General features: G+C 40.7%; 22 protein-coding genes. 10 read left to right on the plus strand and 12 right to left on the minus strand.

Annotated elements, in window-relative coordinates:
• Positions 1–17 precede the first annotated feature (17 nt).
• Positions 18–4,904 carry an AAA family ATPase gene (locus HWQ36_RS17415; protein WP_366829197.1) on the plus strand — a complete coding sequence of 1,629 codons (4,887 nt, stop codon included), beginning with the start codon at positions 18–20 and terminating at the stop codon, positions 4,902–4,904.
• A gap of 197 nt (positions 4,905–5,101) precedes the next feature.
• Here the strand turns inward: HWQ36_RS17415 and fabD are convergent, their stop codons facing one another.
• The 4 genes from fabD to HWQ36_RS17435 form a co-directional block, all read right to left on the minus strand.
• A complete protein-coding gene (gene fabD, locus HWQ36_RS17420; protein WP_292704947.1) occupies positions 5,102–6,025 on the minus strand; it encodes an ACP S-malonyltransferase in 924 nt (307 codons plus the stop codon).
• A 112-nt stretch (positions 6,026–6,137) separates the two neighbouring features.
• The gene (locus HWQ36_RS17425; protein WP_292704948.1) at positions 6,138–7,130 is read right to left on the minus strand and encodes a beta-ketoacyl-ACP synthase 3; all 993 of its coding nucleotides are present in this window, start codon (positions 7,128–7,130) and stop codon (positions 6,138–6,140) included.
• A gap of 140 nt (positions 7,131–7,270) precedes the next feature.
• Positions 7,271–8,293 carry a phosphate acyltransferase PlsX gene (gene plsX, locus HWQ36_RS17430; protein WP_292704949.1) on the minus strand — a complete coding sequence of 341 codons (1,023 nt, stop codon included), beginning with the start codon at positions 8,291–8,293 and terminating at the stop codon, positions 7,271–7,273.
• A 313-nt stretch (positions 8,294–8,606) separates the two neighbouring features.
• The gene (locus tag HWQ36_RS17435; protein WP_292704950.1) at positions 8,607–10,088 is read right to left on the minus strand and encodes a leucyl aminopeptidase; all 1,482 of its coding nucleotides are present in this window, start codon (positions 10,086–10,088) and stop codon (positions 8,607–8,609) included.
• Between the two features lie 188 nt (positions 10,089–10,276).
• On the opposite strand from HWQ36_RS17435, the gene HWQ36_RS17440 reads away from it, so the two are divergent.
• Together HWQ36_RS17440 and HWQ36_RS17445 are read left to right on the plus strand one after the other, a co-directional pair.
• The gene (locus HWQ36_RS17440) at positions 10,277–10,636 is read left to right on the plus strand and encodes a type II toxin-antitoxin system RelE/ParE family toxin (protein ID WP_292704951.1); all 360 of its coding nucleotides are present in this window, start codon (positions 10,277–10,279) and stop codon (positions 10,634–10,636) included.
• A 5-nt stretch (positions 10,637–10,641) separates the two neighbouring features.
• A complete protein-coding gene (locus HWQ36_RS17445; protein ID WP_292704952.1) occupies positions 10,642–10,857 on the plus strand; it encodes a hypothetical protein in 216 nt (71 codons plus the stop codon).
• A 257-nt stretch (positions 10,858–11,114) separates the two neighbouring features.
• Here the strand turns inward: HWQ36_RS17445 and HWQ36_RS17450 are convergent, their stop codons facing one another.
• From HWQ36_RS17450 to HWQ36_RS17470, 5 genes are all read right to left on the minus strand, one after another.
• A complete protein-coding gene (locus HWQ36_RS17450) occupies positions 11,115–12,281 on the minus strand; it encodes an EcsC family protein (protein ID WP_292704953.1) in 1,167 nt (388 codons plus the stop codon).
• 154 nt (positions 12,282–12,435) lie between these two features.
• Positions 12,436–13,059 carry a Uma2 family endonuclease gene (locus HWQ36_RS17455; protein WP_292704954.1) on the minus strand — a complete coding sequence of 208 codons (624 nt, stop codon included), beginning with the start codon at positions 13,057–13,059 and terminating at the stop codon, positions 12,436–12,438.
• 93 nt (positions 13,060–13,152) lie between these two features.
• Entirely contained in the window at positions 13,153–13,980 is an 828-nt protein-coding gene (locus tag HWQ36_RS17460; protein WP_292704955.1) for an alpha/beta hydrolase, read from the minus strand.
• Between the two features lie 44 nt (positions 13,981–14,024).
• Positions 14,025–14,261: a hypothetical protein gene (locus HWQ36_RS17465; RefSeq protein WP_292705017.1), complete on the minus strand. Its 237-nt coding sequence runs from the start codon at positions 14,259–14,261 to the stop codon at positions 14,025–14,027.
• Entirely contained in the window at positions 14,221–14,946 is a 726-nt protein-coding gene (locus HWQ36_RS17470) for a 1-acyl-sn-glycerol-3-phosphate acyltransferase (protein ID WP_292704956.1), read from the minus strand. The genes HWQ36_RS17465 and HWQ36_RS17470 overlap by 41 nt, the downstream gene beginning before the upstream one ends.
• A 380-nt stretch (positions 14,947–15,326) precedes the next feature.
• Here HWQ36_RS17470 and metG point away from each other — a divergent pair, with 380 nt between their 5' ends.
• From metG to menH, 5 genes are all read left to right on the plus strand, one after another.
• Positions 15,327–16,931 carry a methionine--tRNA ligase gene (gene metG, locus HWQ36_RS17475; RefSeq protein WP_292704957.1) on the plus strand — a complete coding sequence of 535 codons (1,605 nt, stop codon included), beginning with the start codon at positions 15,327–15,329 and terminating at the stop codon, positions 16,929–16,931.
• A 166-nt stretch (positions 16,932–17,097) separates the two neighbouring features.
• On the plus strand, positions 17,098–17,727 hold the full coding sequence (locus HWQ36_RS17480) for an NYN domain-containing protein (RefSeq protein WP_041565095.1): 630 nt from the start codon (positions 17,098–17,100) through the stop codon (positions 17,725–17,727).
• Complete coding sequence (lptC, locus tag HWQ36_RS17485; RefSeq protein WP_292704958.1) at positions 17,727–18,932, plus strand: LPS export ABC transporter periplasmic protein LptC; 1,206 nt, start codon at positions 17,727–17,729, stop codon at positions 18,930–18,932. The genes HWQ36_RS17480 and lptC overlap by 1 nt, the downstream gene beginning before the upstream one ends.
• A 159-nt stretch (positions 18,933–19,091) precedes the next feature.
• Positions 19,092–19,493, plus strand: a complete 402-nt coding sequence (locus tag HWQ36_RS17490; RefSeq protein ID WP_292704959.1) for a metal-sensitive transcriptional regulator — start codon at positions 19,092–19,094, stop codon at positions 19,491–19,493.
• 203 nt (positions 19,494–19,696) lie between these two features.
• Positions 19,697–20,515, plus strand: coding sequence for a 2-succinyl-6-hydroxy-2,4-cyclohexadiene-1-carboxylate synthase (gene menH / locus HWQ36_RS17495; protein ID WP_292705010.1), 819 nt, complete (start codon positions 19,697–19,699; stop codon positions 20,513–20,515).
• 14 nt (positions 20,516–20,529) lie between these two features.
• Here menH and HWQ36_RS17500 read toward each other — a convergent pair whose 3' ends face one another.
• The gene (locus HWQ36_RS17500) at positions 20,530–21,180 is read right to left on the minus strand and encodes a glycoside hydrolase family protein (RefSeq protein ID WP_292704960.1); all 651 of its coding nucleotides are present in this window, start codon (positions 21,178–21,180) and stop codon (positions 20,530–20,532) included.
• Between the two features lie 306 nt (positions 21,181–21,486).
• On the opposite strand from HWQ36_RS17500, the gene HWQ36_RS17505 reads away from it, so the two are divergent.
• Complete coding sequence (locus tag HWQ36_RS17505) at positions 21,487–21,951, plus strand: DUF29 domain-containing protein (RefSeq protein ID WP_292704961.1); 465 nt, start codon at positions 21,487–21,489, stop codon at positions 21,949–21,951.
• A gap of 467 nt (positions 21,952–22,418) precedes the next feature.
• Here HWQ36_RS17505 and HWQ36_RS17510 read toward each other — a convergent pair whose 3' ends face one another.
• The gene (locus tag HWQ36_RS17510) at positions 22,419–23,075 is read right to left on the minus strand and encodes an NAD(P)H-binding protein (protein WP_292704962.1); all 657 of its coding nucleotides are present in this window, start codon (positions 23,073–23,075) and stop codon (positions 22,419–22,421) included.
• A 178-nt stretch (positions 23,076–23,253) separates the two neighbouring features.
• Here HWQ36_RS17510 and HWQ36_RS17515 point away from each other — a divergent pair, with 178 nt between their 5' ends.
• Entirely contained in the window at positions 23,254–23,925 is a 672-nt protein-coding gene (locus HWQ36_RS17515) for a DUF1997 domain-containing protein (protein ID WP_292704963.1), read from the plus strand.
• A 69-nt stretch (positions 23,926–23,994) separates the two neighbouring features.
• Here the strand turns inward: HWQ36_RS17515 and HWQ36_RS17520 are convergent, their stop codons facing one another.
• On the minus strand, positions 23,995–24,465 hold the full coding sequence (locus tag HWQ36_RS17520; protein ID WP_292704964.1) for a DUF4079 domain-containing protein: 471 nt from the start codon (positions 24,463–24,465) through the stop codon (positions 23,995–23,997).
• Between the last annotated feature and the right edge of the window lie 19 nt (positions 24,466–24,484).

Consider the following 24,484-nt stretch of genomic DNA (forward strand, 5'->3'; position numbering starts at 1 on the left):
GCTTGGGTGCAACAGAAATGATGCTGGTAGCTGGGTTTTCGGGAATTGGTAAAACTGCCGTTGTTAACGAAGTTCATAAACCAATTGTGCGGCAACGCGGCTATTTTATTAAAGGTAAATTTGACCAATTTCAACGCCATATCCCCTTTAGTGCATTTGTGCAAGCATTTCGGGATTTGATGGAACAATTATTAACAGAAAATGATCTGCAAATTCAGCAATGGAAAAAAGAAATATTATTAGCTGTGGGAGAGAATGGACAGGTAATTATTGAAGTCATCCCAGAATTGGAAAAAATTATTGGGAAACAGCCGCCTGCACCAGAGTTATCAGGAATAGCTGCTCAAAATCGCTTTAATTTATTATTCCAAAAATTTACTCAAGTTTTTACTAACAAAGAACATCCATTAGTCATATTTTTAGATGATTTGCAATGGGCAGATTCAGCATCTTTGAAATTAATAGAACTATTAATAGCTGATACCGCTCATCTTTTGATCGTTGGGGCGTATCGTGATAATGAAGTCACTCCAGTACATCCATTCATGTTGACTTTGAGTGAAATTGCCAAAACATCAGCAACCATTAATACGATTACTTTAGCACCACTGCATGAAGTACAAGTGAATCAATTAGTAGTTGATACCCTAAAGTGTGCAGAAAATGCAGCTTTACCTCTATCGCAATTGATATTTCAGAAAACTCAAGGTAATCCATTTTTTGTTACCCAATTTCTCAAAGCATTACATCAAGATAAATTTATTCAATTTAATTTGGAATTAGGTTGTTGGCAATGTGAAATTACTCAAGTAACTCAGCTAGCAGTTACGGATGATGTTGTTGATTTTATGACTTTTCAATTAAAAAAATTGCCAAAAATAACTCAAGATGTGATGCAGTTAGCTGCTTGCATTGGTAATTCTTTTGATTTAACAAATTTGGCAATTATTTCTGAAAAATCAGAGGTAGAAACAGCAGCATATTTATGGAAAGCTTTACAAGAAGGTTTGGTTTTGCCTAGTGGTGAAGTTTATAAATTTTATCAACAAGAGTCATTAGTCAATAGTCATTTGTCATTAGTAGACGAACTAAAACAAATGACCAATGACCAAGGACAAATGACAATTACATACAAATTTTTGCACGATCGCGTCCAACAAGCTGCTTATTCCCTGATTTGCGACGACCAAAAACAGGCAACTCACCTCAAAATCGGACGATTATTCCAACAAAACTTATCACAGATCGAAAAAGAAGATCAGCTATTTGATATTGTCGGGCATTTGAATATCGGAATTGAATTAATCACTCAACCAAACGAACGAGAAGATTTAGCCAAACTTAACTTAGCCGCCGGACAAAAAGCCAAAAATTCTACAGCCTATTCATCTGCCAGGAATTTTGTGCAAACAGGGCTGGAATTGCTCACCCAAAACTGTTGGCAAAATCAGTATGAATTAACCCTGAATCTTTATGTGGCTGCGGCTGAAACTGCCTACTTGAATGCTGATTTAGATGGCATGGCAGAAATGGCAACCCAGGTGTTGCAATCAGCCAAAACAATACTAGACAAAGTTAAAATTTATGAAACTCAAATCTTAGCACTGACAAGCCAAAGTCAGATGTTAGAAGCGATCGCTGTAGGACAACAAGCCCTAGTACAATTGGGGGTTGAGTTCTCATCTGAACCTGACGCAGCCTTGACTGGCATTGCACTACAAACTATTGCCGAGCGACTCCAAGGCAAACAGATTCAGGAACTGGTTAACCTACCTGTGATGAGTAACCAAGAGACAATTGCGGCGATGCAACTGTTAACAACGCTGTTTGCACCTATTTTTCAGGCAAAGTCAGACTTGTTACCTCTGCTTTGCTCCACAATGGTGAGCTTATCACTGCAATTTGGCAATGCACCTGCATCAACCATCGGGTATACAGGCTATGGCATGGTGCTGTGTGTTTTTTTAGGAGAGGTAGAAAAGGGCTATAGCTTTGGACGAGTGGGATTAAGCTTACTCGAACGGTTAGATGTGCGGGAACTCAAGTGCATAGTTTTAGTTTGGTTTGCCAGTTGTCTCCAGCATCGTCAAGAAGCACTGAGGGCAGTAATACCAACGCTGAAAAACAGCTATCTGGCGGGAATGGAAACAGGTGATTTTCTCAATGCTGGCTACAGCACACTGAATTATTTTGCTGCTAATTTATTGGCTGGAGTCTGTCTAGATGATTGGGAACCAGAAATGGAAAATTACTGTGTTGTCTTCGCTCGATTAAAGCAAGGTTTGACTTTGGCTATTTTGAAGATCACACAACAGGTAGTCCATAACTGGAGAGAAACTGTCAATCAACCGGATTTATTAATTGGCACTGCTTACGATGAAACGGTAATGATTCCTAAGCACTATCAAGATAATGAACTGACTGCGATCGCTAATCTCTATATCTATAAATTGATGCTTGCCTATTTCTTCGGCAACTATAACAATGCCCTAGACTACATTACTCAAGCCAAACTCTATTTAATCGCAATCCCCGGATTATTTCATATTGCGATTTTCCATTTCTATGCTGGGTTAACCTACTTAGCAAAATTCTCTACGCTCTCAGAAATTGAGCAAGCAAACAGTCTCGCTTTAGCGGAAACTCATCAAACTAATCTGGCTGAATGGGCGCACTATACACCCATGAATTACCAACATCAAGTTGACTTGATAGAAGCAGAAAAATACCGAGTTTTAGGCAAGAATTATCAAGCAGGTGATTTGTACGATCGCGCTATTTCTCTTGCCAAAGCTAACGGCTACATTCAAGAAGAAGCATTAGCCAATGAACTAGCAGCTAAATTTTACCTCGATTGGGGTAAAGAAAAATTTGCTGCACTATATATGCAGGAAGCTTATTATTGTTATGCTCGTTGGGGAGCAAAAGCCAAAACCAATGACTTAGAAAAACGTTATCCTCAACTACTCCAACCGATATTGCAACAGCGACGACTGCACCTCAATCCTCTAGAAACCATCGCTTCTATTGCTCAAACATCAAATACCTCATCTACTTACAGCAGTAGCAGCAGTATTTCCGATACTCTAGATTTTACCTCCGTTCTCGAAGCTTCTCAAACTATTTCCAGCACTATTGAGTTAGATCAACTCGTTGCCAGTCTCACCAAAATTATCCTCGAAAATTCCGGCGCAAAAAAATCTGTATTAATTCTCCCTCAAGCAGGTAATTGCCAAGTCCGAGCAATTACTTTTATTAATGATCAGCAAAATTCCCTAGAGCCAATCCAAACTATTCTCAACACACAACCACTAGAAACTTATCAAGATATTCCCATCAACATTGTTAATTATGTCAAGAATACTCAAAAAACTGTTGTGATCAATAATTGCCAAACAGATATTCCTGGGCTGATTGGGGAATACATGATAGAACATCAACCCCAGAGTGTTTTATGCACGCCAATTATGAATCAAGGGAATTTGATAGGTATTTTATATTTAGAAAATAAAATCGCCTCCGAAGTATTTACCCAAAAACGTCAAAAAATTATTCAACTACTTTCCTCTCAAGCTGCAATATCTTTAGAAAACGCTCAACTATTCACTCAACAGCAAGAAAAAATCCGGGAAATTTCTCAAAAAGAAGCAGAGTATCGCAGTATCTTTGAAAGCGTTCATGATGGATTATCAATCTGCGATTTAGAAACAGGAAATATAATTGCGAGTAATCCTACTAATTGCCAGATGCATGGTTATTCTCAAGAAGAATGGCTGCATCTGAAACCACAAGATTTCATCCATTCAGATTATCTCTATCTCTTTAGTAACTTTTTAGAAAATCTCAGAGTAGGCAAAGAATTTTCTGCTCAGGTTATTGGTAAACGGAAGGATGGTAGTTATTTTGACGTTGAAGTGAAAGCATTACCTTTTTTGTATAAAGGTAAGTTGCATGGATTAACAATAGTACGAGATATTAGCGAACAGCAAGCTGCACTCCGTGAACGTCAAAAAGCAGAAGCGATTATCATCCATAAATCTCAAGAATTAGAACTAGCATTACAAGATTTACAACAAGCACAATTACAAATCGTCCAAAGTGAGAAAATGTCAGCACTGGGTAATTTAGTAGCTGGAGTTGCTCATGAGATGAATAATCCTCTCGGTTTTATTTCAGCTACTCTCAAACAAGCTAAACCTAATTTGGCTGATATTGTTGAACATTTAAAACTATATCAAGAAAGCTTAGAAAATCCCAGTGATGAAATCAAAGAACATGCAGAAGAAATTGACTTGGATTATACTTTAGAAGACTTGCCAAAGATGATAGATTCAATGCTGATAGCGTGCGATCGCCTGAAAAATATCAGCACTAGTTTAAGAACTTTCTCCCGTGCAGATAAAGATTACAAAGTTGCATTCAACATCCACGAAGGTATTGACAGTACGATTTTAATTCTCAAACATCGCCTCAAAGCTAACGAACAACGTCCAGCAATTGAAGTGATAACTGAGTATGGTAATTTGCCCCAAATTGAATGTTTTCCTGGGCAATTAAATCAGGTATTTATGAATATTCTTGCTAATGCTATTGACGCGCTGGATGAATCAAATAGAGGACGAAATTTTGAAGAGATTAAGTCTAATCCCAACAGAATTATAATTAAAACTTCTCTGAAAAATCAAGGCGTTGAAATTGCTATTGCTGACAACGGTCAGGGAATGAATGAAGAAGTAAAACAAAAGATTTTTGACCATTTATTTACTACAAAAGGTGTGGGTAAAGGGACGGGATTAGGATTAGCGATCGCTCGGCAAATTATCGCAGAAAAACATGGAGGAGTGATTGAGGTAAATTCTCAACCAGGCGAAGGTACTGAATTTTTGATCCAGCTACCGATGTAGCATATCCACAATAGGAAAAGGCGCAGAATTTGTCGTAATCTTACCGATTGAAGCTAACTTCGCAGGTTGATGAAAATTTATCAAGGATTCGTTTTAGCTCTACCTTTATCGCTCCTTCAAGTACATAATTTCAGTACTTCAGCATGAATTTTGTTAGCGGATAGCTAGGGTTTAGCCCATTCTGAACGGTAGTTGCTCTACTTGGGGAGACCCCAAGACCGCACTACCTCCTCCTGAATTCTGTTTGGTAAATCAGCAGCACTCTGGATGTTTTTTAATATTAAGTCAGGGCTACTACGTTTAATCAAGCCAGTTAGAACTTTACCAGGCCCAATTTCCATTACTTGCTGGATACCGTTAGCTGGTAATTGCAGAGAAATTTCTCGCCATCTTACAGAACCAGTCATTTGTTTATTCAGACGTTCCTTTAAAATCTCGGCATCAATAGACGGAATTGGTTCGACATTAGATAAGACTGGCACAGTAGCTGGTTGAAATTCCACAGAGTCTAAAATGTCTTGGAATTCCGCAGCAGCTGGCGCGATTAAATGTGAATGAAATGCTCCAGAAACTTTTAGGGGAATAGCACGCTTGGCTTTAACTTGAGTCATCACTGCTTGTACAGCCTCAGTCGTGCCTGAAATTACCACCTGAGCCGAACTATTATCATTTGCTAGAACTACATCAGGGGTTTGGGAAATGACTTTTTCCAACTGTTCGCGGTCAAAGTTCATCAAAGCTGCCATCATCCCACCGACGGCACTATCCATGAGTTCTGCACGACGCTTTACTAGATATAAACCAGCCGACCACTCAAAGACACCCGCTATATAAAGGGCAGAATATTCTCCCAAACTGTGACCAGCAACTAAATCTGGCTGGTGTCCTCGTTCTCGGAGAAGATCGGCAAGAATGCTTTCTATCACATAAAGACTTGGCTGAGTATATAGCGTCTGTGATAACTTTGCTTCTTCGTTTTGACAGATTTTGGTTACAGACCAGCCCAAAATTTCTTCGGCTTGGGCAAATTTATCTTTAGCGAAAGGTATATCTAATAAGTCTATTCCCATTCCCAGCGCTTGAGATCCTTGTCCGGGAAACACCCATGCAGTTTTAGTCATTTGTCATTTGTCATTTGTCACTTGTACTGAGCGTAGTCGAAGTATTGGTCATTGGTCATTTGTCATTGGTCATTAACAAAGGATAAATGACTAATGACAAAGGACAAAATATTTATTTTCCCCATTGAAAAATTGCCGCGCCCCAGGTAAGACCGGCACCAAAGCCGGATGTAGCAACGATGTCATTAGGTTTAATTTTACCTTGCCGCACTGCTTCATCCAAAGCTAAGGGAATGGAAGCAGCAGAGGTGTTACCATACTGGGCGAGATTACTTATAACTTTATGTTCTGGGATATTTAGGCGTTGGGCAACGGCATCGATAATGCGCTGATTAGCTTGATGTAACACTAGCCAATCTATTTGGTCAACGCTAAGATTAGATTGAAATAAGGCTTTATCTATGATTTCTGGCACTTTTTGCACAGCAAAGCGGTAGACTTCTTTACCGTTCATAGTAATAGGTTGGTAAGTGCCTTTAGTGATATTTACACCGGGGAGTAATACTTGGGAAGCGCCTGTATAAGCAAGGTTGAGGTGATGATTTTGAGTGCCATCACTTTTAAGGGCAAATCCTAATAAGCGATCGCTTTTAGCAGCCTGCAATACTACCGCTCCTGCACCATCGCCGAATAGTACACAAGTGCGACGATCTTGCCAATCTACCCAACGAGAGAGGATATCTGCCCCTATCAAAAGTACATTTTTATAGACACCTGTTCTAATGTATTGGGCTGCTGTAACCAAACCAAACACAAAGCCAGAGCAGGCTGCTGTCAAGTCAAAGGCTACTGCGTTGGTAGCTCCTAATTGAGCCTGTACTTGACAAGCACTACCAAACAAATCATCAGGGGTGGAAGTCGCTAGCAAAATCAGGTCTAGGTCTTCTGGTTTAATTCCTGAAGCTGCGATCGCTCGACTGCTGGCGGCAGTAGCTAGTCCACTTAAGGACTCAGATGATACAGCTAATCGACGCTCACGAATTCCAGTTCTTGTGGCAATCCACTCGTCTGATGTTTCAACTAGTTCAGTCAATGTCTGGTTGTGTAGGGAAATTGCTGGTACTGCCGAGCCACTTCCGGTAATTGCTATGCCTAAATTTTGCACTCCTAATCTCCCAAGCTATCAGCTTTTGTCCTGTGTCAGTTGTCCTTTGTCATTTGTCCTGTGTCAGTTGTCCTTTGTCAGTTGTCCTTTGTGCTTTACAAATGACTAATGACTAATGACCAATGACTAATAACTAATGACTAACCGCTTTCGCGCTCTAGGATATATTGGGACTGAATTCTTTGTAGCACCTGGTTGTCAACGGCTTCTTTAGCCATGCGAATAGCATTGAAAATTGAAGGTGCTTGTGAGCTACCATGACCGATAAAACAAACTCCTGCCACGCCTAACAACAAAGCACCACCGTGTTCTGCATGATCCATCCGTTGCTTAACTCGCTTCAGGTTTGGTTTTAAGAATGCTGAACCAATTTGACCATGCAATCCTTGGGGTAATTCTTCCCGCAGAATTTGCAGAATCACTTCTCCAACTGCTTCGGCAAATTTTAACAGTACATTGCCCACAAAGCCATCGCAGACAATTACATCAAAGCGACCGGAAAGCACATCACGCCCTTCGGCATTGCCAATAAAATTAATTTGAGAATTTTCGCGGAGCAGTTGGTGGGCGCGGACGGCTGCATCATTGCCCTTAGAGTCTTCTTCGCCGATATTCAACAAACCCACTTTCGGTTCGGTTGTACCTAAGACATACTGACTGTAAGCCGATCCCATGACGGCAAACTGCTCTAAAAACTTTGGACGGCAATCTACATTTGCGCCGACATCAAGGACTAACACTGGCTTACCAGCAACAATTGTCGGAAAAACAGTCCCGATCGCTGGACGATCAATTCCCGGCAATCGCCCTAAGCGGAGTAAAGCTGATGCCATAGCTGCCCCAGAGTGACCGGCAGAAAACACGGCATCTGCCTTTTGCTGCTTGACTAAATCCATTGCCACATTGATAGAAGCCTTGCGTTTGCGTCTAACTGCATTTAAAGGCTCCTCATCCATTGCGATCGCTTCCTCAGCAGCAACGATCTCCACCTGCCCTAAATTCGTTTTTGGCGGCAAGGCAGCTTCTATTTGTTGGGGATCACCAACAAGTAATATATCTACACCCAATTCTTCCTTTGCTCGCAGTGCGCCAGCAACGATTTCACCGGGTGCGTGATCCCCTCCCATTGCGTCAATTGCGATCCGTACACGAGTCGATCCCATTGCTCAGAGCTTTTAGAAACCTTATAAATTTTACCAGATGGCTTTGCCGAAAAAGCTTAACTTTCTCACCGCCAAATTATTTCTGTTACTATTGCAACAATTTTTGCTGGCAAGCTCAAGATAGCACGAATTGGGATTAGGGAATGGGGAATGGGGCATTGGGGATTGGGCATTGGCCAAACAGGGCATTGGGCACAAGAGGCAGAGGTGCAAAGGAGCAGAGGGGCAGAGGGAAAAATACTTACTGCAACTTCTCCCCTGCTCCCTCATCCCCCGGTTGGTGAGCGAAGTCGAACCACATCCCCCCTACTCCCTACTCCCCAATCCCCAACACCCAGTTAACTAGCGTCCGAACGCCGTAGCCTGTTGCCCCTGCCCCGTTGTAGCCATTTTCTTTATCTGCCCACACTGGGCCAGCAATATCTAAATGCGCCCAAGGGGTTTTTTTGACAAATTCCTTGAGGAAAAGGGCAGCAGTAATTGCACCACCTGGACGCGGCCCTGTATTTTTCATGTCCGCAATGCCAGACTTTAGCCCTTCAAAATATTTTTCTTCCATTGGCATCCGCCAAATCTTTTCTCCTGAAGTTTGGGCAGCTTTCTCAATCTGAGAAGCTACGGCATCATCGGGAGTGTACAAACCAGCAATATCATCACCCAAGGCAACGACGTTGGCACCGGTTAGGGTGGCTAAATCGACGATCGCATCCAAGCCCAATTTGTCGGCATACACCAAGGCATCTGCTAAGGTTAAACGTCCTTCTGCGTCGGTGTTGTTCACTTCAATTGTTTTGCCATTTGATGCGGTGAGAATGTCTCCAGGGTGCATGGCGCGACCGCTAATCATGTTTTCAGCTACCGCCGAGATAAAGTGAACTTCAACATCTGGCTTAATTTGAGCAATTGCTTTTGCCGCCCCCAAGGTAGCAGCTGCACCGCCCATATCCATTTTCATGGTTTCGATGCCGCTACCAGCACCTTTAATATTGAGTCCGCCGGAATCAAAGGTTACACCTTTGCCAATAATTGCTAGTTTCTTTTTCGGTGTACCTTCTGGTTTGTAAGTCAGGTGAATGAATTTAGGTGGCAACTCGGAAGCTTGCGCTACTCCCAAAAAAGCACCCATCCCCAACTTTTCACAGTCTTCTTTTTCCAGAATTTCTACTTGTAAACCGTAGTCCTTGGCGATCGCTTGAGCAGTTTCGGCTAAAGTAATTGGTGTTACCGCATTGGCTGGTGCTGCCACTAACTGCCGTGCCAAATTTACCCCGGAAACGATTTGATTGGCGAGGGTAATGGCTGCTTCTTGTCCACCGAAACCTAGTAAATCTACGGTTTCTATTTGCGATCCTTTATCTTCTGGTTCTGATTTAAAACGAATATCTTGATAAAGTGCTAATTCAACACCTTCTGCGATCGCTTGGGCGCTTGCGGCTGGATCGTTATTCCATAATGGAAAATTAAATCCCAAAATTTTGCTTTTCTGCTTTTTTGCTACTCTGGCTACAGCAGCAGCAGCGCGTCTCAAAGTGTCGAGTTTTAGTGCATCTGGTTTACCCAATCCTACCAAAATCAATTTACGCACTGGGCTACCAGGATTGACACGAGTGAAGATGGTACTGTTGGCTTTACCTTTAAATTCTTCTTCAGCAATTAGTTCTTTTAAGACTCCAGAAAACTTTTGATCTAAAGTTGCCAGTTCTCCGGTTAACTCTACTGCATCTTCAAATAATCCAATTGCCAAACTATCGCCTGCCCACTCTAGCAAAGGCTTATCACTAGGTTGAATTGTCATTTCGGGATTTTGTGTAAATATTCCTTCTTGTACCAGTATTGCTCAAAATTCTTGTTTCAGGATGAGGTAAGGGACATAGGGGAGATAGGGGAGATAAGGGATCAGGGGGCCAGTAACCATAATTTAGTGCTGAGAGTGTCAATCGATATACTCTTGAAAATGTATGACATTTTAACCATAATAAATTAGTGGAATGGCAAGTTGAGTTTCATGATGATTTCGAGTCTGAGTTCGATGCTCTACCTCAAGAAGTAAAAAATGAGTTGCTTGCTACGGCTCAGGTATTAGAAAAGTTTGGCCCACAAGCAAAACGTCCTTATGTTGATACGCTCAAAGGGTCGAAGTACGGAAATATGAAAGAGTTACGATTCTCAGCTTTTGGTGGTGTTTGGCGTGTGGCGTTTGCTTTTGACCCATTGAGACAAGCCATTTTATTGGTTGCAGGTGACAAATCCGGTATTAGCCAAAAACTTTTTTATAAACACTTAATTCAAAAGGCTGATGCACGGTACAAGAGTCATCTTAAAAAGCTAAAAGAAGAAGGGTAAGAAGAATGGGCAAAAGCTTAAGAGAAAAAATTGAAGAACAGCCAATAGAAAGCCAAATTAAAATTGAAAGCCGCGCTCAGGAATTAATAGCTCAGGAATTAACTAGACAAAAAATTAGGCTTGAGAAACAGCAACTTAAAGTTCGAGTTAGAAAAGTAAAAGGTTCTAAACAAAGACAGGTAGTTATATTTGGAAAGATTAATGACAGAAAATTAATTTAATAAAACACTACAAAACCCTGCCAAACTCGAACGAATTGGCAGGGTTTAAACTTATTAAAAATGTTGAGCCTCATTCAACCTTTTAAATCACCTTTAAAGGGGTAGTGCAAGGAGGCAGAAGGGAAGAAATCTTATACAGTGAGGTTTTTAAGCTTTTTAAACTGGATAGTTATTTCTGCCACGCTGCACTAGTTCTGTCTTTGATACTCGTGAACTCCGCTCATAACTCCACTCTTTTACCTCCTCTACCCAATGTCCTATGCCCCAATTGTTGTATCAATGTCAAATTTGTTGGCGATCGCTGCGATTATTTCTTGCTCAAGTCGTGTAGTCTTATTGTCAAGCTGGGCAATTTTTTTACACTGAGCCAGCAAGGGTATGGCAAAATCACGATTTAGCTGATTGAGGAGTATATCTAAAGACTTAGGTGATTTGATATTTTTGGCAATGGCATCTAACGAGGTAGGACTGAGTTTTAGAGCTTGTAATTCTGGCAAAATTTCTGCCAAAGTCTTGTCTGGATGGCTAGCCAAAATCATGTGAACTAAGATTTGATCCATGACAGCTTCTTGAGCGATCGCACTTTCGAGATACTTTTCACTCTCTGCTTTTAATGTTGCCAGAGTCTGTGGCGATGCTAGGGAAGTTGATTCATCCAGCTTGGCTTCATAAAATCGACAAGCAGCATAACCCAATGAATAGATCATTGTTGCATTTGAACTAGCTCCAATAACTGCACCCGCTAAGGGCACATTTCGCAGTAATCCTAATCCCGCAGCTTTTAAAAGACGACCTCCACCTAATGCCAGACCAAAAATTGCCAAAATTTCACCTTTACGGGCAGAATCTTTTAAATCTAGCCCGTAGACAGATGCAATTTGATAAAGCATTTCTGACTGCAATTTGGTTGTTGCTGTTAAATCAATTGCTAACAATGCAACTGCTATTCCTGGCAAAATACTAGTAGCTAATCCAATAGTGCCTGCTTGAGTCGCTTTTTCCACCATGATTCGGTGAGCAATCTCGCTAGGTGATTCATTTGGATACTTTTGCTTGAGTTTATTTACCGCCGCTTCTGCTTTTTCCAAATCAACAAGGTTAACATCACCAATTAGCCAATTTAAATTTAATACTCCAGATAGTTTTCTAATTAGCCAATTTTCGCTGAGGCTATTCACAACATGACCACTGGTTTGAGTTGTTTGCTCAATTAACTTGTGTGTTTGTTTCGCTGTTGCTTCTCCCACTTCTACTGCTGTATCTAAAACTGCTTTGCCAGTTTGAGCAACACTTATAACAAAAGACGCTAATGCAGACGGTTCACTTTCTACTGATGATTGAGCCTGGATCTTTATTTCTGAAGTTTCTCTGGGTGAATTAACTGATTTATTCACTACTATTTCTTGTTGGGGTTTATCTGCCATTACTTGACACCAATTCTGTAAAGCCTCTTTCTAAATTTGTAGCGAATTATAAGCGGCTTTACATCCCTCTATAAACGTAAATATCAGTTTAAGATTAACTATTTTCTGGGTTGCCGCAGGCATCACGCAATTAGAAATTCAAGCAGATCGCCAGCTATTTTTGAAGTGCCTGCTGAAAAGTCTTAATGGCATCCAGATGATTCACCATAAGAATGCAACGTAACAACAAATCCAGATCCATCCCTTTGACCTCTTCACTACTAGAAACCCTCTCATAGTGAAGTGCCTTGTCCTCTTTCCGTAGGTGATAAACTTCTAACACACCATCTTCCCAGAACCACACTTCTGGAATCAAAAGCCGCTTATATGCCTCCAGCTTGTCGATACCGCCACTGGTAAACACCACCTCAATCACCAGATCGGGACGCACTCGACCTGGAGCCAGTTTATAAGATTCGTCTGCCTCACGCTTGACAGCACCCACTTCACTTTCTAAGGTCATTGAACCAGTGGGAATAAAGTCAAACCCAGCCGCAAGCAAGTACAGTTCCACCAATGCAGCAATTCTTTTCTTAATGGTTTCGTGTGGTTCTCCAGGCATTCTTCGGATCTCCAAAACTCCATTCAGGAAAGAGAGCCTATATCCTGGACGGTCTAGCAACTGCTCAACTGCTTTGAATTCTCTCCACGTCAGTCCCTCAAACAACAGGGGTGATTCTTGATGGGGTGTAGCGTAGACGCTTTGCGGCTTGTCGCCAGACATTGCTGCTGGGGTCATTTGAGTCTCCAGTCTGTTTCCAGATGAGAAATAATTCCGGCGTAGAAAAGCAGTTTGTTTATTTTAACTTCTTTTTGGAAGCAGGCGCTCACCCTATCCTTTCACCTCTAGCCCTGTATTTATATCAGCATTATTTTCTAAAAAGTCGTTATCCTTAAGAATTTTATAGAGATTAATATCTTGCTCTAGCAAGCAAGCGTGTCCGCAATGGGGCAACACCACAATCTTGTTATTTGGTAAGATATTTGCTATGCGCTTCACTTCAGTTACAGAAGGTAAAAGGCGATCGCTAGCACCGGCAATCAACAAAACTGGTTGAGTTAAGCGACTTAACTTTTCCTCATCAACATCAAATTCTCGCAGTAAAGACAATCGCCACAGAACGGTTTCTGCTGGTACAGAACGCATGGTTTTCAGCAGTTCATGGCGATCGCTCCGAGAAATACGGGGCAAAGATGCCAAAAACGGTAACAACCCCAGTGCGCCAACATCATACAATCCTGATGGCACTAAGTAAGTAAGTTGGGATGCCCAACTCAACCAAGGGCGAAGACGAAAGGACGAAGCTGGGTTAATTAAGATAGTTCGCTTAAATAAATGGGGTGCTTGAATTGCCACTTTCATCGCCAAGCAACCACCAAAGGACTCACCACACAAGTAAACTGGCCTCTGAGAACTTTTTTCTAATTCAGCGTCGATCAAGTCCAATACACTCTGAGTTAGCACATCCCAAGTGTTAAGGTCTTGACGGGGGAGCGCCAAAGAACGGACATCAAAGCCAGTTTCTAATCCAGCAGTCTGCGATCGCAATAATTGACCTGTTCCATCCATTCCTGGCAAATATACCAATAACGGATACTCTGGCTGTACTCGTTTAGGAGTCAGGAAACAAGGCTTTAACTCAACTTCAGAGATAGTCATTGATCATTAGTCACTTGTACTGAGCGTAGTCGAAGTATTGGTCATTAGTTAATGGTATAAAACTTTTGGACTGTTGATTGTTGAAGGAAGTTCACTGCTTTTGACCAAAAACAAAAAATCTCTCCGAGAAAGCGACTCAAAGCCGTAGCGACAATCCAAAATCCAAAATCGTTCGACTGAGCGACTTGTACTGAGCGAAGTCGAAGTAAGCCGAAGTCTAAAATCCAAAATCGAATAGCTTTAATAGCAACCTTGACGCAGTAAATGGCTAATTTCACCATGACAGTGTTCTGTCAGTTCAGCCACAACAGTTCTGGCTTGTTTCCCGTGATATTTTTTTTGATGTTGGGGTGTAATCCAATAAGGGCGACCGATTAACACCGCAACCCGACGATAAATTACCAAAGGATGCCAACCAGCTTGATTAAATAAAGGTTCTGAAGGGTCAAATACACTCAAAAGCCTTAAGGGAAAACCATTGGTGTTTACCTCTTCTAAGGAAGCGATCGCGATCGGCAAAATTGCTAAATCCTGCACATCCGCTCGCAATGCTAAATGGGCAAATCCCCGTTGAAACTCACCCACCTGGTTTGGCTGAGTAAATTTCACCATTGGTTCAGTCCCTTCTGGAAACACTCCTACCATCTGCTTAGACTGCAATAGCAACTGCGACTGCGAAAAAAAGCTTTGTTGGCGGTTTTGAGTTTCCTCCAAAGGAAAACACCCCAATTGACCGGTGACAATCTCCCGCATTACTGGTACTTGTCCCATATAGTGATGGCAAGCAAAGCGAATCGGATTTGATAACGCCGCCATTAAAATCAGTGCATCCATGAAGCTGCGGTGATTGCTGACTACCAAAACGCTAGCATCCTGGGGAATGCGATCCTCATAATAGCGAAACATTTGTGTTGAGAATGCCGCCACCAAAGCGCGAGAAATCTCTAGGGGGCTATTTCGACTCATACCTAATCAATATATTTTTCCGGTAAATATGGCGGTTTATCTTAACTTAATTTTTACATTTCTTTACTATTGCCATGACCGTCTTAAGATAGAAATATCTAATCCACAAGACCAGCTAAATTTTTTGCATTCTATATTATGTATTCTCGATCACAATATTTTCTAATAGAAAGTATTCAAAAAAATTATGATTAGTTCATTTCCCTCTTATAGGCAAAAATAAGTTGAATAGATACATATTACAAAACCATTTTTGACCTGATAAATTTGCTACTATTTAAGGTGTTATTGGAAAAAATGGAAATATTATTGTATAATCGCGTGGTTTTGCCCACAAAAGCAAGATGTAAAAGGTTTTAATAAGTTAATTTTTATTTTGTATGAATCTAGTGAATAAAACAGAAAAAACATTTGCACTGACAACACCACTATATTATGTAAACGATATCCCCCATATAGGCAGTGCTTATACGACGATCGCAGCAGATGTAGTGGCGCGATTTCACAGGCTGCTAGGGCATCAGGTATTACTAATTACAGGTACAGATGAACACGGACAAAAAATTCAGCGATCGGCAGAAAGTTTAGGCAAAGCGCCACAAGAGTTTTGTGATGAAGTTGTCCCTAGTTTCATTAGTTTGTGGCAGTTACTAGACGTTCAATACGATCGCTTTAGTCGGACTACTGCACCTCGTCATGAAGCGATCATCAAAGAATTCTTTGAGCGAGTCTGGGAATCTGGTGATATTTACCAAGGACAACAACAGGGTTGGTACTGCGTATCCTGCGAAGAATTCAAAGAAGAACGGGATCTGCTAGAAGGACATCGTTGTCCGATTCATACTAACAAAGAAGTGGAGTGGCGAGACGAGCAAAACTATTTTTTCCGCTTATCCAAATATCAAACTAAGCTGACAGAATTTTATCAATCTAAACCCGATTTTATTCAACCAGAAAGTCGGCGGAATGAAGTTCTCAGCTTTGTCAATCAAGGGCTGCAAGACTTTTCTATTTCACGGGTAAATCTAGATTGGGGTTTTCCCGTACCAGTTGATCCCAAACACACCCTTTATGTTTGGTTTGACGCGCTGCTAGGTTATGTCACAGCATTACTCGAACCAGATGCAGAACCGACTTTAGCAAATGCTTTAGAAACATGGTGGCCAATCAATTTGCACCTAATTGGTAAAGATATTTTGCGCTTCCATGCAGTTTATTGGCCAGCAATGTTGTTGTCAGGTGGCTTACCCTTACCAGAAAGAGTATTTGGGCATGGCTTTTTGACCAAAGATGGTTTGAAGATGGGGAAAAGTCTGGGTAACACCCTTGATCCTGTTGCGTTAGTTAAACGCTATGGTAGTGATGCCGTTCGTTATTACTTCCTTAAGGAAATCGAATTTGGCAGGGATGGAGATTTTAATGAAGTAAGGTTCATTAATGTTCTGAATGCAGATTTGGCAAATGATTTAGGTAATTTGCTCAATCGCACCTTGAGCATGGTGAAAAAATACTGCGTTGACAATAATGTTCCATCAATCGGCAATGAAGGAATTCCTGACGAAAATCCTTTGAAAGCAATTGGTTTACGTCTAGGAGAACAGGTGAAAGAAGCATATAACGAACTAGCTTTCAGTCAAGCCTGCGGCGCTATCCTTTCACTGGCACAAGCCAGTAATAAGTTTATTGATGAACAAGCTCCTTGGTCATTATATAAACAGGGACAGCAAGAGTCCGTGGAAAAAGTTCTCTACGCAGTTCTAGAATCAGTTAGACTAGCAGCTTATCTGCTATCCCCAATTATTCCAAACATCAGTAGCGATATTTATCAGCAACTGGGCTTTGGAATAAACTTTAACGATCAAATACAAAGTTCAGTTACCGCTCCTTTTGCCACTCATGCGACATGGGGGATACTATCTAGTAAACAACACTTGGGTACATTCCAACCAGTTTTTAAGCGAATAGAACCCCCGAAAAACGATTAGCCCTTATCAAACTCTGATTTTGTTCAACTTCTTATTCTCTCAAAAAATTTATCGGGGCTTAATTTATATTAACCCCGGAACATTATCATAAGCCGCTGTGACTAGCATCTAAAAGTTCGTAATTTGTATCAAAAATAACAGGGATAAAAATCGAGGTATCACAATGATGTTGAATAATTTTGAAACCGATTCAATATTTACGCCAGAACAAGTTTTGGAGAATCGGGGTAGGGTCGCCATATTTATTGACGGCTCAAATCTATTTTACGCTGCACTGCAACTAGGGATTGAGATCGATTACACGAAGCTATTGTGTCGATTAACCGGAGGTTCTAGACTGCTGCGGTCTTTTTTCTACACTGGTGTAGACCGGACGAACGAGAAGCAACAGGGATTCCTGCTGTGGATGCGTCGCAATGGCTATCGAGTCATTGCTAAAGATTTAGTCCAGCTACCAGATGGCTCTAAAAAAGCTAACCTGGATGTAGAAATAGCAGTAGACATGATGGCGCTAGTAGATTCTTATGATACCGCAGTTTTAGTGAGCGGTGATGGGGATTTGGCTTATGCAGTCAATTCAGTTAGCTATCGCGGCGTGCGGGTAGAAGTGGTAAGTTTGCGTTCGATGACTAGTGACAGCTTAATTAATGTAAGCGATCGCTACATCGATTTAGAAGCCATCAAAGAAGACATTCAAAAAACCCCTCGCCAAAGCTATCCATACCGGCCGTTATCTGGTATCGGCTTTTTGGAAGACCCAAGAACTAGTGATGGACACCTAGAAATCCAAGAATAATGGCCTATCAATTTCATAAAAGAGGGAGACAGGGGGAGAAAAAAATTCAAAATTACTCCCCCACTCCCTCCTTCCTTTTTTTACCTTTGATTTTTTTATTGATATTTGGTTTAGTAAGTTGTGGAGGTAAATCCCCTTCAGCTTCTCAAGAAAATCCTGCGGCTTCATCTAAGCAAGATAGCGATTTAACCTTCTTTGATGTCACCCTAGAACAGGCAGATGAAGTAGGAAGACCAATTTGGAAAGTCAGAGCTAAACAAGCAAAATACACCAAAGAAAAACAAATTGGTCAAGCTGAAAGTCCTTATGGTGAACTATATCAAGATGGTAAAGTAGTTTACCAAATCAAGGCAGATGTCGCAGATATTGAACAAGATGGCAAGCAGTTGTTTCTTAAAGGTAAGATATTTGCCACAGACCCTACAAATGGTGTTGTATTGCAAGGCAATGAATTAGAATGGCGGCCCAAAGAAGATTTGTTGATTGTCCGCAAGCAGATTAATGGTAGTCATAAACAACTACAAGCTGTAGCACAAGAAGCGCGAGTTAAAACCCGCGAACAGCGGATGGAATTTTCTGGAGGGGTAGTTGCAAATTCTGCCGATCCCCAATTACAAGTAAGAACCGAGCATTTAATCTGGAATATTAAAGAAGAAAAACTGATTGGCGATCGCCCCCTACAAATTGACCGCTACAAAAATGGTAAGATTAGCGATCGCGGTAAGGGAAATTCTGCCGAAGTCAACTTAAAAACAAAAATTGCCACTATTCAACAGAATGCTCAATTAGACTTACTAGACCCACCGGTGCAAATAGCTAGTAACTCTATTACCTGGAACATGAACGCAGAAACTGTTACTACAAATTCCCCTGTGCGGATGTTTCAGCGTGTCGAAAATCTGACTGTAACCGCCAATCAAGGTGAAATGAAAATACCGCAAAAAACGGTTTATTTAACAGGTAACGTCAACGCCATTGGTCAGCGTCGCCAGTCTTTAAAATCTAATACATTAACTTGGTATTTAGACAATAAGTTAGTTGAAGCTCAAGGAAATGTGCTTTATCGGCAAGTTGACCCACCGTTAAATTTTACAGGTGAAACAGCTGTTGGTAATCTGCAAACAGAAAATATTGTTGTTAAAGGTGGCAGTTCTAGCGGTAGGGTAGTAACAGAAATTATTCCTCAAGAAAAAGTCAATCGTTAGTATTAGAGGGGGAATGGGGAGAAAAATTAATAATCTATTCCCAATTCCCAATTCCCAATTCCCAATTCCCAATTCCCAATTCCCAATTCCCCACCCATAAATTTTGGGTTAGTCGAGTACTAGGCTAGGATCTTAGTATTACAAGTCCTTGGATAACCCATGAATGGATCAAACCCATTAGGCAAGAAATCCTTGCCAATATCCCAGCAAGCAGAACATTCGCAGCATAATGATACAAACCACGAGCATACAGATCATACTCATGGGACTGGAGAGCCTGCTCATCCTCACGTCCATAGCGAAGAGTCTTTACGGCGAATTGCCAATCGATTATCGCGTATAGAAGGCCATGTTCGTGGTATTAAAACAATGGTGCAGCAAAATAGCCCTTGTCCTGATGTTCTACTGCAAATTGCCGCAGTCCGAGGTGCATTGGATAAGGTAGCGCGAATTGTTTTGGATGAACATTTAACTGAATGTATTGCTAGAGCGGCACAAGAGGGTAATATTGACGTTGAAATTAAACAGTTAAAAGCTGCTTTAGATCGATTTTTACCTTAAAAAAAATTAACTAGACATTTTGTAGAGTTTGGTATGTTTACTCAGGCAAAAGTTTTTTTATGCCAAAATTAACATCATTGTCTCACACTCATCGCTGGCAGCCTGGGTAATTATAAAGCAGTTGCGAGTGAGTAAATATACCCTCAAAATTGTATTATAGTAGGGAAGTTTTGGCATTTGGATTTTATACATATCTTCCAAACATGACTTCAAAAAATCAGATTTTTAACTATTATTTAAATTTCAATGAAAATCAGCCTCTAATTGTTTTTTTACACGGCTTTATAGGAAATATTAATGAATTTGATGAAGCTAGAAAATTGCTAGCTGAAGATTTTTCTTATCTCACTCTTGATTTACCAGGACATGGTAAAACCGAAGTTTTAGGAGGTGATGAATACTATAAGATGGAACCCACCGCTCAAGCAATAATCAATTTATTAGATGAATTAAAAATAGATAAATGCCACTTAATTGGTTATTCGATGGGCGGAAGATTAGCTTTATACCTAACTCTGAACTTCCCAGAACATTTTATTAAAGTCATATTAGAATCAGCTTCCCCAGGTTTAGCAACAGAAGCAGAACGATTAGAACGAGTTAGACATGATGCTCAAATAGCTAGAAAATTAAGCAGAAGTATTATTAAAACTGATTTTGCTAATTTTTTGTCAAATTGGTACAATCAACCAATTTTTGGTTATATAAAAAATCATCCAGAATACGATCGCATGATAGAAAGTAGGTTGCAGAACAATCCACATGAATTAGATAAATCATTGCACTTCATGGGGACTGGATCTCAACCTTCTTTGTGGGAAAAGCTACAAGAGAATAAAATACCAATGCTTTTACTAGCTGGTGAATATGATGAAAAATTTATATCTATTAATAAAGAAATGGCTAACTTATGTAAGTTTTCACAGTTTAAAATAATTAGTAATGCTGGACATAATATTCATTTTGAAAATACTTTGGCATTTGTAGAAAATATCAAAGATTTTTTAGATTCAGCAAGTTAAAAATTAGGATAGCCTCACTGCTTCTTTACTGGCTTACTGGAAGTAGTTGAAGATGGTTTCAATTTTGGGGCTGTTCGTTGATTTGCTGCGGTTAATTCTTCTTGTAACATTTTCTGATAAATCTTAGTTAAAGAGCTACTAACAGAATTAGTTTCTATACCGTATCCTAAACTTGTCCAAGTCGGAGAGAGCCGCCGCAAAACATCATTTAACTTTCCCTGACGCAACATTTTAGAAATATCAGTTCCCCAAACTTTAGAATCAGTTAACCAACGGTAAACTACTACATCTTGATATTCTGCTTCAAAACTATAAGCAGTCCAAAACATCATCTGCATCGGCTTTGGGTGATAACGAGGGGCTAAACGATACCAAGTAATGTTGATAATTTGATATCTGCCGGCAGCTGTAGAACAATTACCTGTGTTGGGGCCTGTAACAATTGTGACGCATATCTCAGGATGTCTGCTAAGGTCGTTAACTTGTTGTCCACCATACAACAGCGAATAGGGACGGTTTCCACTCGCTTCACTCGCCGAGATGGTTCGCATTAAAGCGCGGATATAGGGGTCGCCCTGTTTCATCACCAAAGGCGGCTGTTTATTTTCAAAGATGGGATCGGAAGGCGATCGCAAGTCTCCAATATACCATTGCAACAAATACACAAAGCCAAGAAGCGCAGCTATTGGCCCAATAAGTTTTTCAACACCTTTGAATTCAAAGCCTTTCAGAGTCTAACTCCTTCAAATTTGCTCTTTTTGCTAACAAAAATCATCGACGAACTTATTCTGATAAAGTTCACATTTGATTGTTAGTCATTATTCCCATTTCTTCATTTTTTTAGTAATTAGGAAAAAAGGGTATGAATCAGTATAGCAAGCGAGATACTCCCAACAATAGCGACTAAGTAAAAGAGTTACGCTTACTAATTATGTTATGGTTAGCATAGTTGATTTTCCCTGCGATTAGCTATGACAACAGAAATATTAAAATCTGTTGAGCCTACCCTTTATGAAGAAGATTATTATTTATGGGTAGAAACAACACTTAAACAATTAGAAAATAAAGATATTGATAATCTTGATTGGCAACATTTAACAGAAGAAATTGAAGCTTTGGGAATTGAACAAAGACGAAAAGTAGAAAGTTACTTAAAACAATTATTAATTCATCTTTTACTTTATCGTTATTGGGAAACTGAAAAAGAAAATTGTCACCGAGGCTGGCAAATAGAAATAACTAATTTCCGTGATGAACTAGAGTTTTCTTTTCGTTCCAAAACACTTTATAATTATTCTCTTAACTGCTTAGGTGCAGTTTATATTAAAGCCAGAAGGCAAGCAATTCAAAAAACAGGTTTATCCCCTGAGATTTTTCCAGAACAATGCCCTTTTACTCCCGAAGAGATTTTTAATAGTGAGTACTTCCCGCAATAAAAGTGATTTTGTATCGCTGTTTGTGGAAATGAAGGCAATAAAATAGCGATCGCTTGTCTATGGTAAATGAGTATAGGGTTAAAGCGCATTAATCATACGGCGCTTTAACGAACTTTGGGGGTTTAAGTCCCCTGTCTCTACAGACAGCGCGTTTTGGGTCGGGGTCTAAATCCCCGTCACAAAACTTAATTACGAATTACGAATTACGAATTACGAATTATTTAACCCTACGTTTTAGGGACTTCCAAATAAAAAAATACTCAATTACTTCTTGTGGGGTGGACATCTTGTCCGCCCTTGGCTATGGGCGGGCGAGACGCCCACCCCACAAGATTGGATAATTTATTTCTTGGAAGTCGCTTAGGTGTCAGATGGAGCGATCAATTTTAGATGAAGCAAGCTACTTGACAAAGTGCGATCGATCGGATTTGAGCCGATCATTTTGGGGAATAGAATCCTCAAGGATATCAGCACTGTTGAAATAGCTCCTGAAAGCTTTTTGAGGCTGCTTCAGGTTTAGCAACAATTTCGACAATTTTATTGCGTGCATCTGCTTCAAACAGCGCCTCAACAGCAACTTGGGCGACTTTTTGCCGAGGGATACTACCGTCAAACAGTGTATCTGCACTCTGCATCACGATCGCGTCAGTGTTATCTTCATTCTTCAACCCACCAGGTCGCACAATCGTATAAGTAAGACCACTTTTCTGAATATACTCTTCAGCTTGCTTTTTCCACACCAAAATCAGCCAAAACAAGTTCAGTGGATGGAATAACTGCGAAGTACACAAAGAAGAAACAAAGACAAGATGCTCAATTCCCTTTGCTTTGGCAGCTTCTACTAAATTTTTAGTCCCTTCAAAATCTACTTTATAGGGGCCAGTGGGGTCAAAACTAGGTTTTGCACCAGTCGCAACTAACAAAACTGTGCTATCTCCCAACGCAGCATTTAAACTTTCTGGTTGTAATACGTCGCCTACAACCAACTCGGCTTCAGGAGACAGAATACCCTTAGCTTTCTCTATATCCCGCACCAAAGCCCGGACGGGAATATTTCGCGCTATCAACTCTTGCACAATCCGGCGACCTGTTTCACCGGTTGCCCCTGCTACAAATGCTTTCATGAAAGATGTTATCCTGGGAAACTATTGTGTGCTTGTTTTGTTCTTTATTTTAGTAATTCTATGGAGTTGATGGCAGATTAATGAGGTTTTGGTCAAAATGAGATATTGATGCGAAATGACCCAGGAACGTGGGGAACTATTAATATAGACGAACGCCAAAATATACAGTAATGCATTTATGCTTTCAAGACAAGGCGAATATAAATCCTGGGAAATAACAGAAGCAGTTTTACCTGTAGTGTCCAGCCAAGAAGAAGCCAAGGACACATTAACACAAGCAAATGTAGCGACGATTACAAAATTTTACGGTCGTTATCAAGATTTTATGGAAATGCCTGCCCCGGCAGAGAAGGTTGCTGAGTATCTTAATACTCACTCATCATGGTTTTCTCGTTGTGCTGAACCCATGAAGGTGCAATTACTTGGGGAAAATGGCTATGCTTTAGTAATTGGTCGTTTTGGTGCTTTCGGTTATGAGGTAGAACCAAAAATTGGTTTGGAATTGTTGCCTCCAGAGGAAGGTATTTACCGCATCCGTACAATCCCCATTCCTGATTACCAAGCGCCTGGTTATGACGTAGACTATCGGGCATCTCTACAGCTAATAGAAAACGATGCTTGCAGTAGCGGCGAGGTTACGAGAGTTGAATGGGAATTGGATTTAGTAGTTGATTTGCACTTTCCCCGGTTTATTCAACGATTACCCAAGTCTATAATTCAATCTACAGGCGATCGCTTACTTAACCAAATCGTCCGCCAAGTCTCTCGCCGCTTAACACGCAAAGTTCAGCAAGATTTTCAGAAATCTTTGGAAATCCCCTTACCTGAAAATTCCCAACAAAAGCGCTGAGTCAACAGTCCTTTGTCATTTCTCATACAGTAATGACAAAGGACAAATGACTAAGATAAGGACAAATGACTAAGATTTAGTAAGAAGTCTTTGGACAATTTGCACACCAGTAACAGCCTGCCAAGCAAAAAGTCCCAAAAGCGTGAAATTTAGCAAAATATGAGTTGCGCGTGCCCAGTTTGCCCCTTTCTGCATATAAGGGGACAAAGCAGCAGAAAATGCAATCATACCCGTCATACCCAGTCCTGCCAGTAGGTGAGGCCCGACAAATAACTTTTGGTTATTGATGTAAGTGATACCCATCCCTCCAATTGCACCTGCTACCATCAAACCTAAGAGTATAGACCCGATTTGGTAGTGTCGGACGTTATATCTACCTTTAATCAGTTCTTTCTTTTCTTCCCCCTGAGCATTTCTGGTACGCTGTACTTGCAGCCCCAAGTAGGTAGCATAGATTGAAAGTACTAATAGCGCCCACATCAGCACCGGATGGAAGAAATTCAGCCAATATTTCACCGACGCAGAAAGTTCCAGACTCATAGTGTTCCCGCCTAATTAT

Source organism: Nostoc sp. NMS2, from assembly GCF_017115105.1.
Classification (GTDB): domain Bacteria; phylum Cyanobacteriota; class Cyanobacteriia; order Cyanobacteriales; family Nostocaceae; genus Nostoc.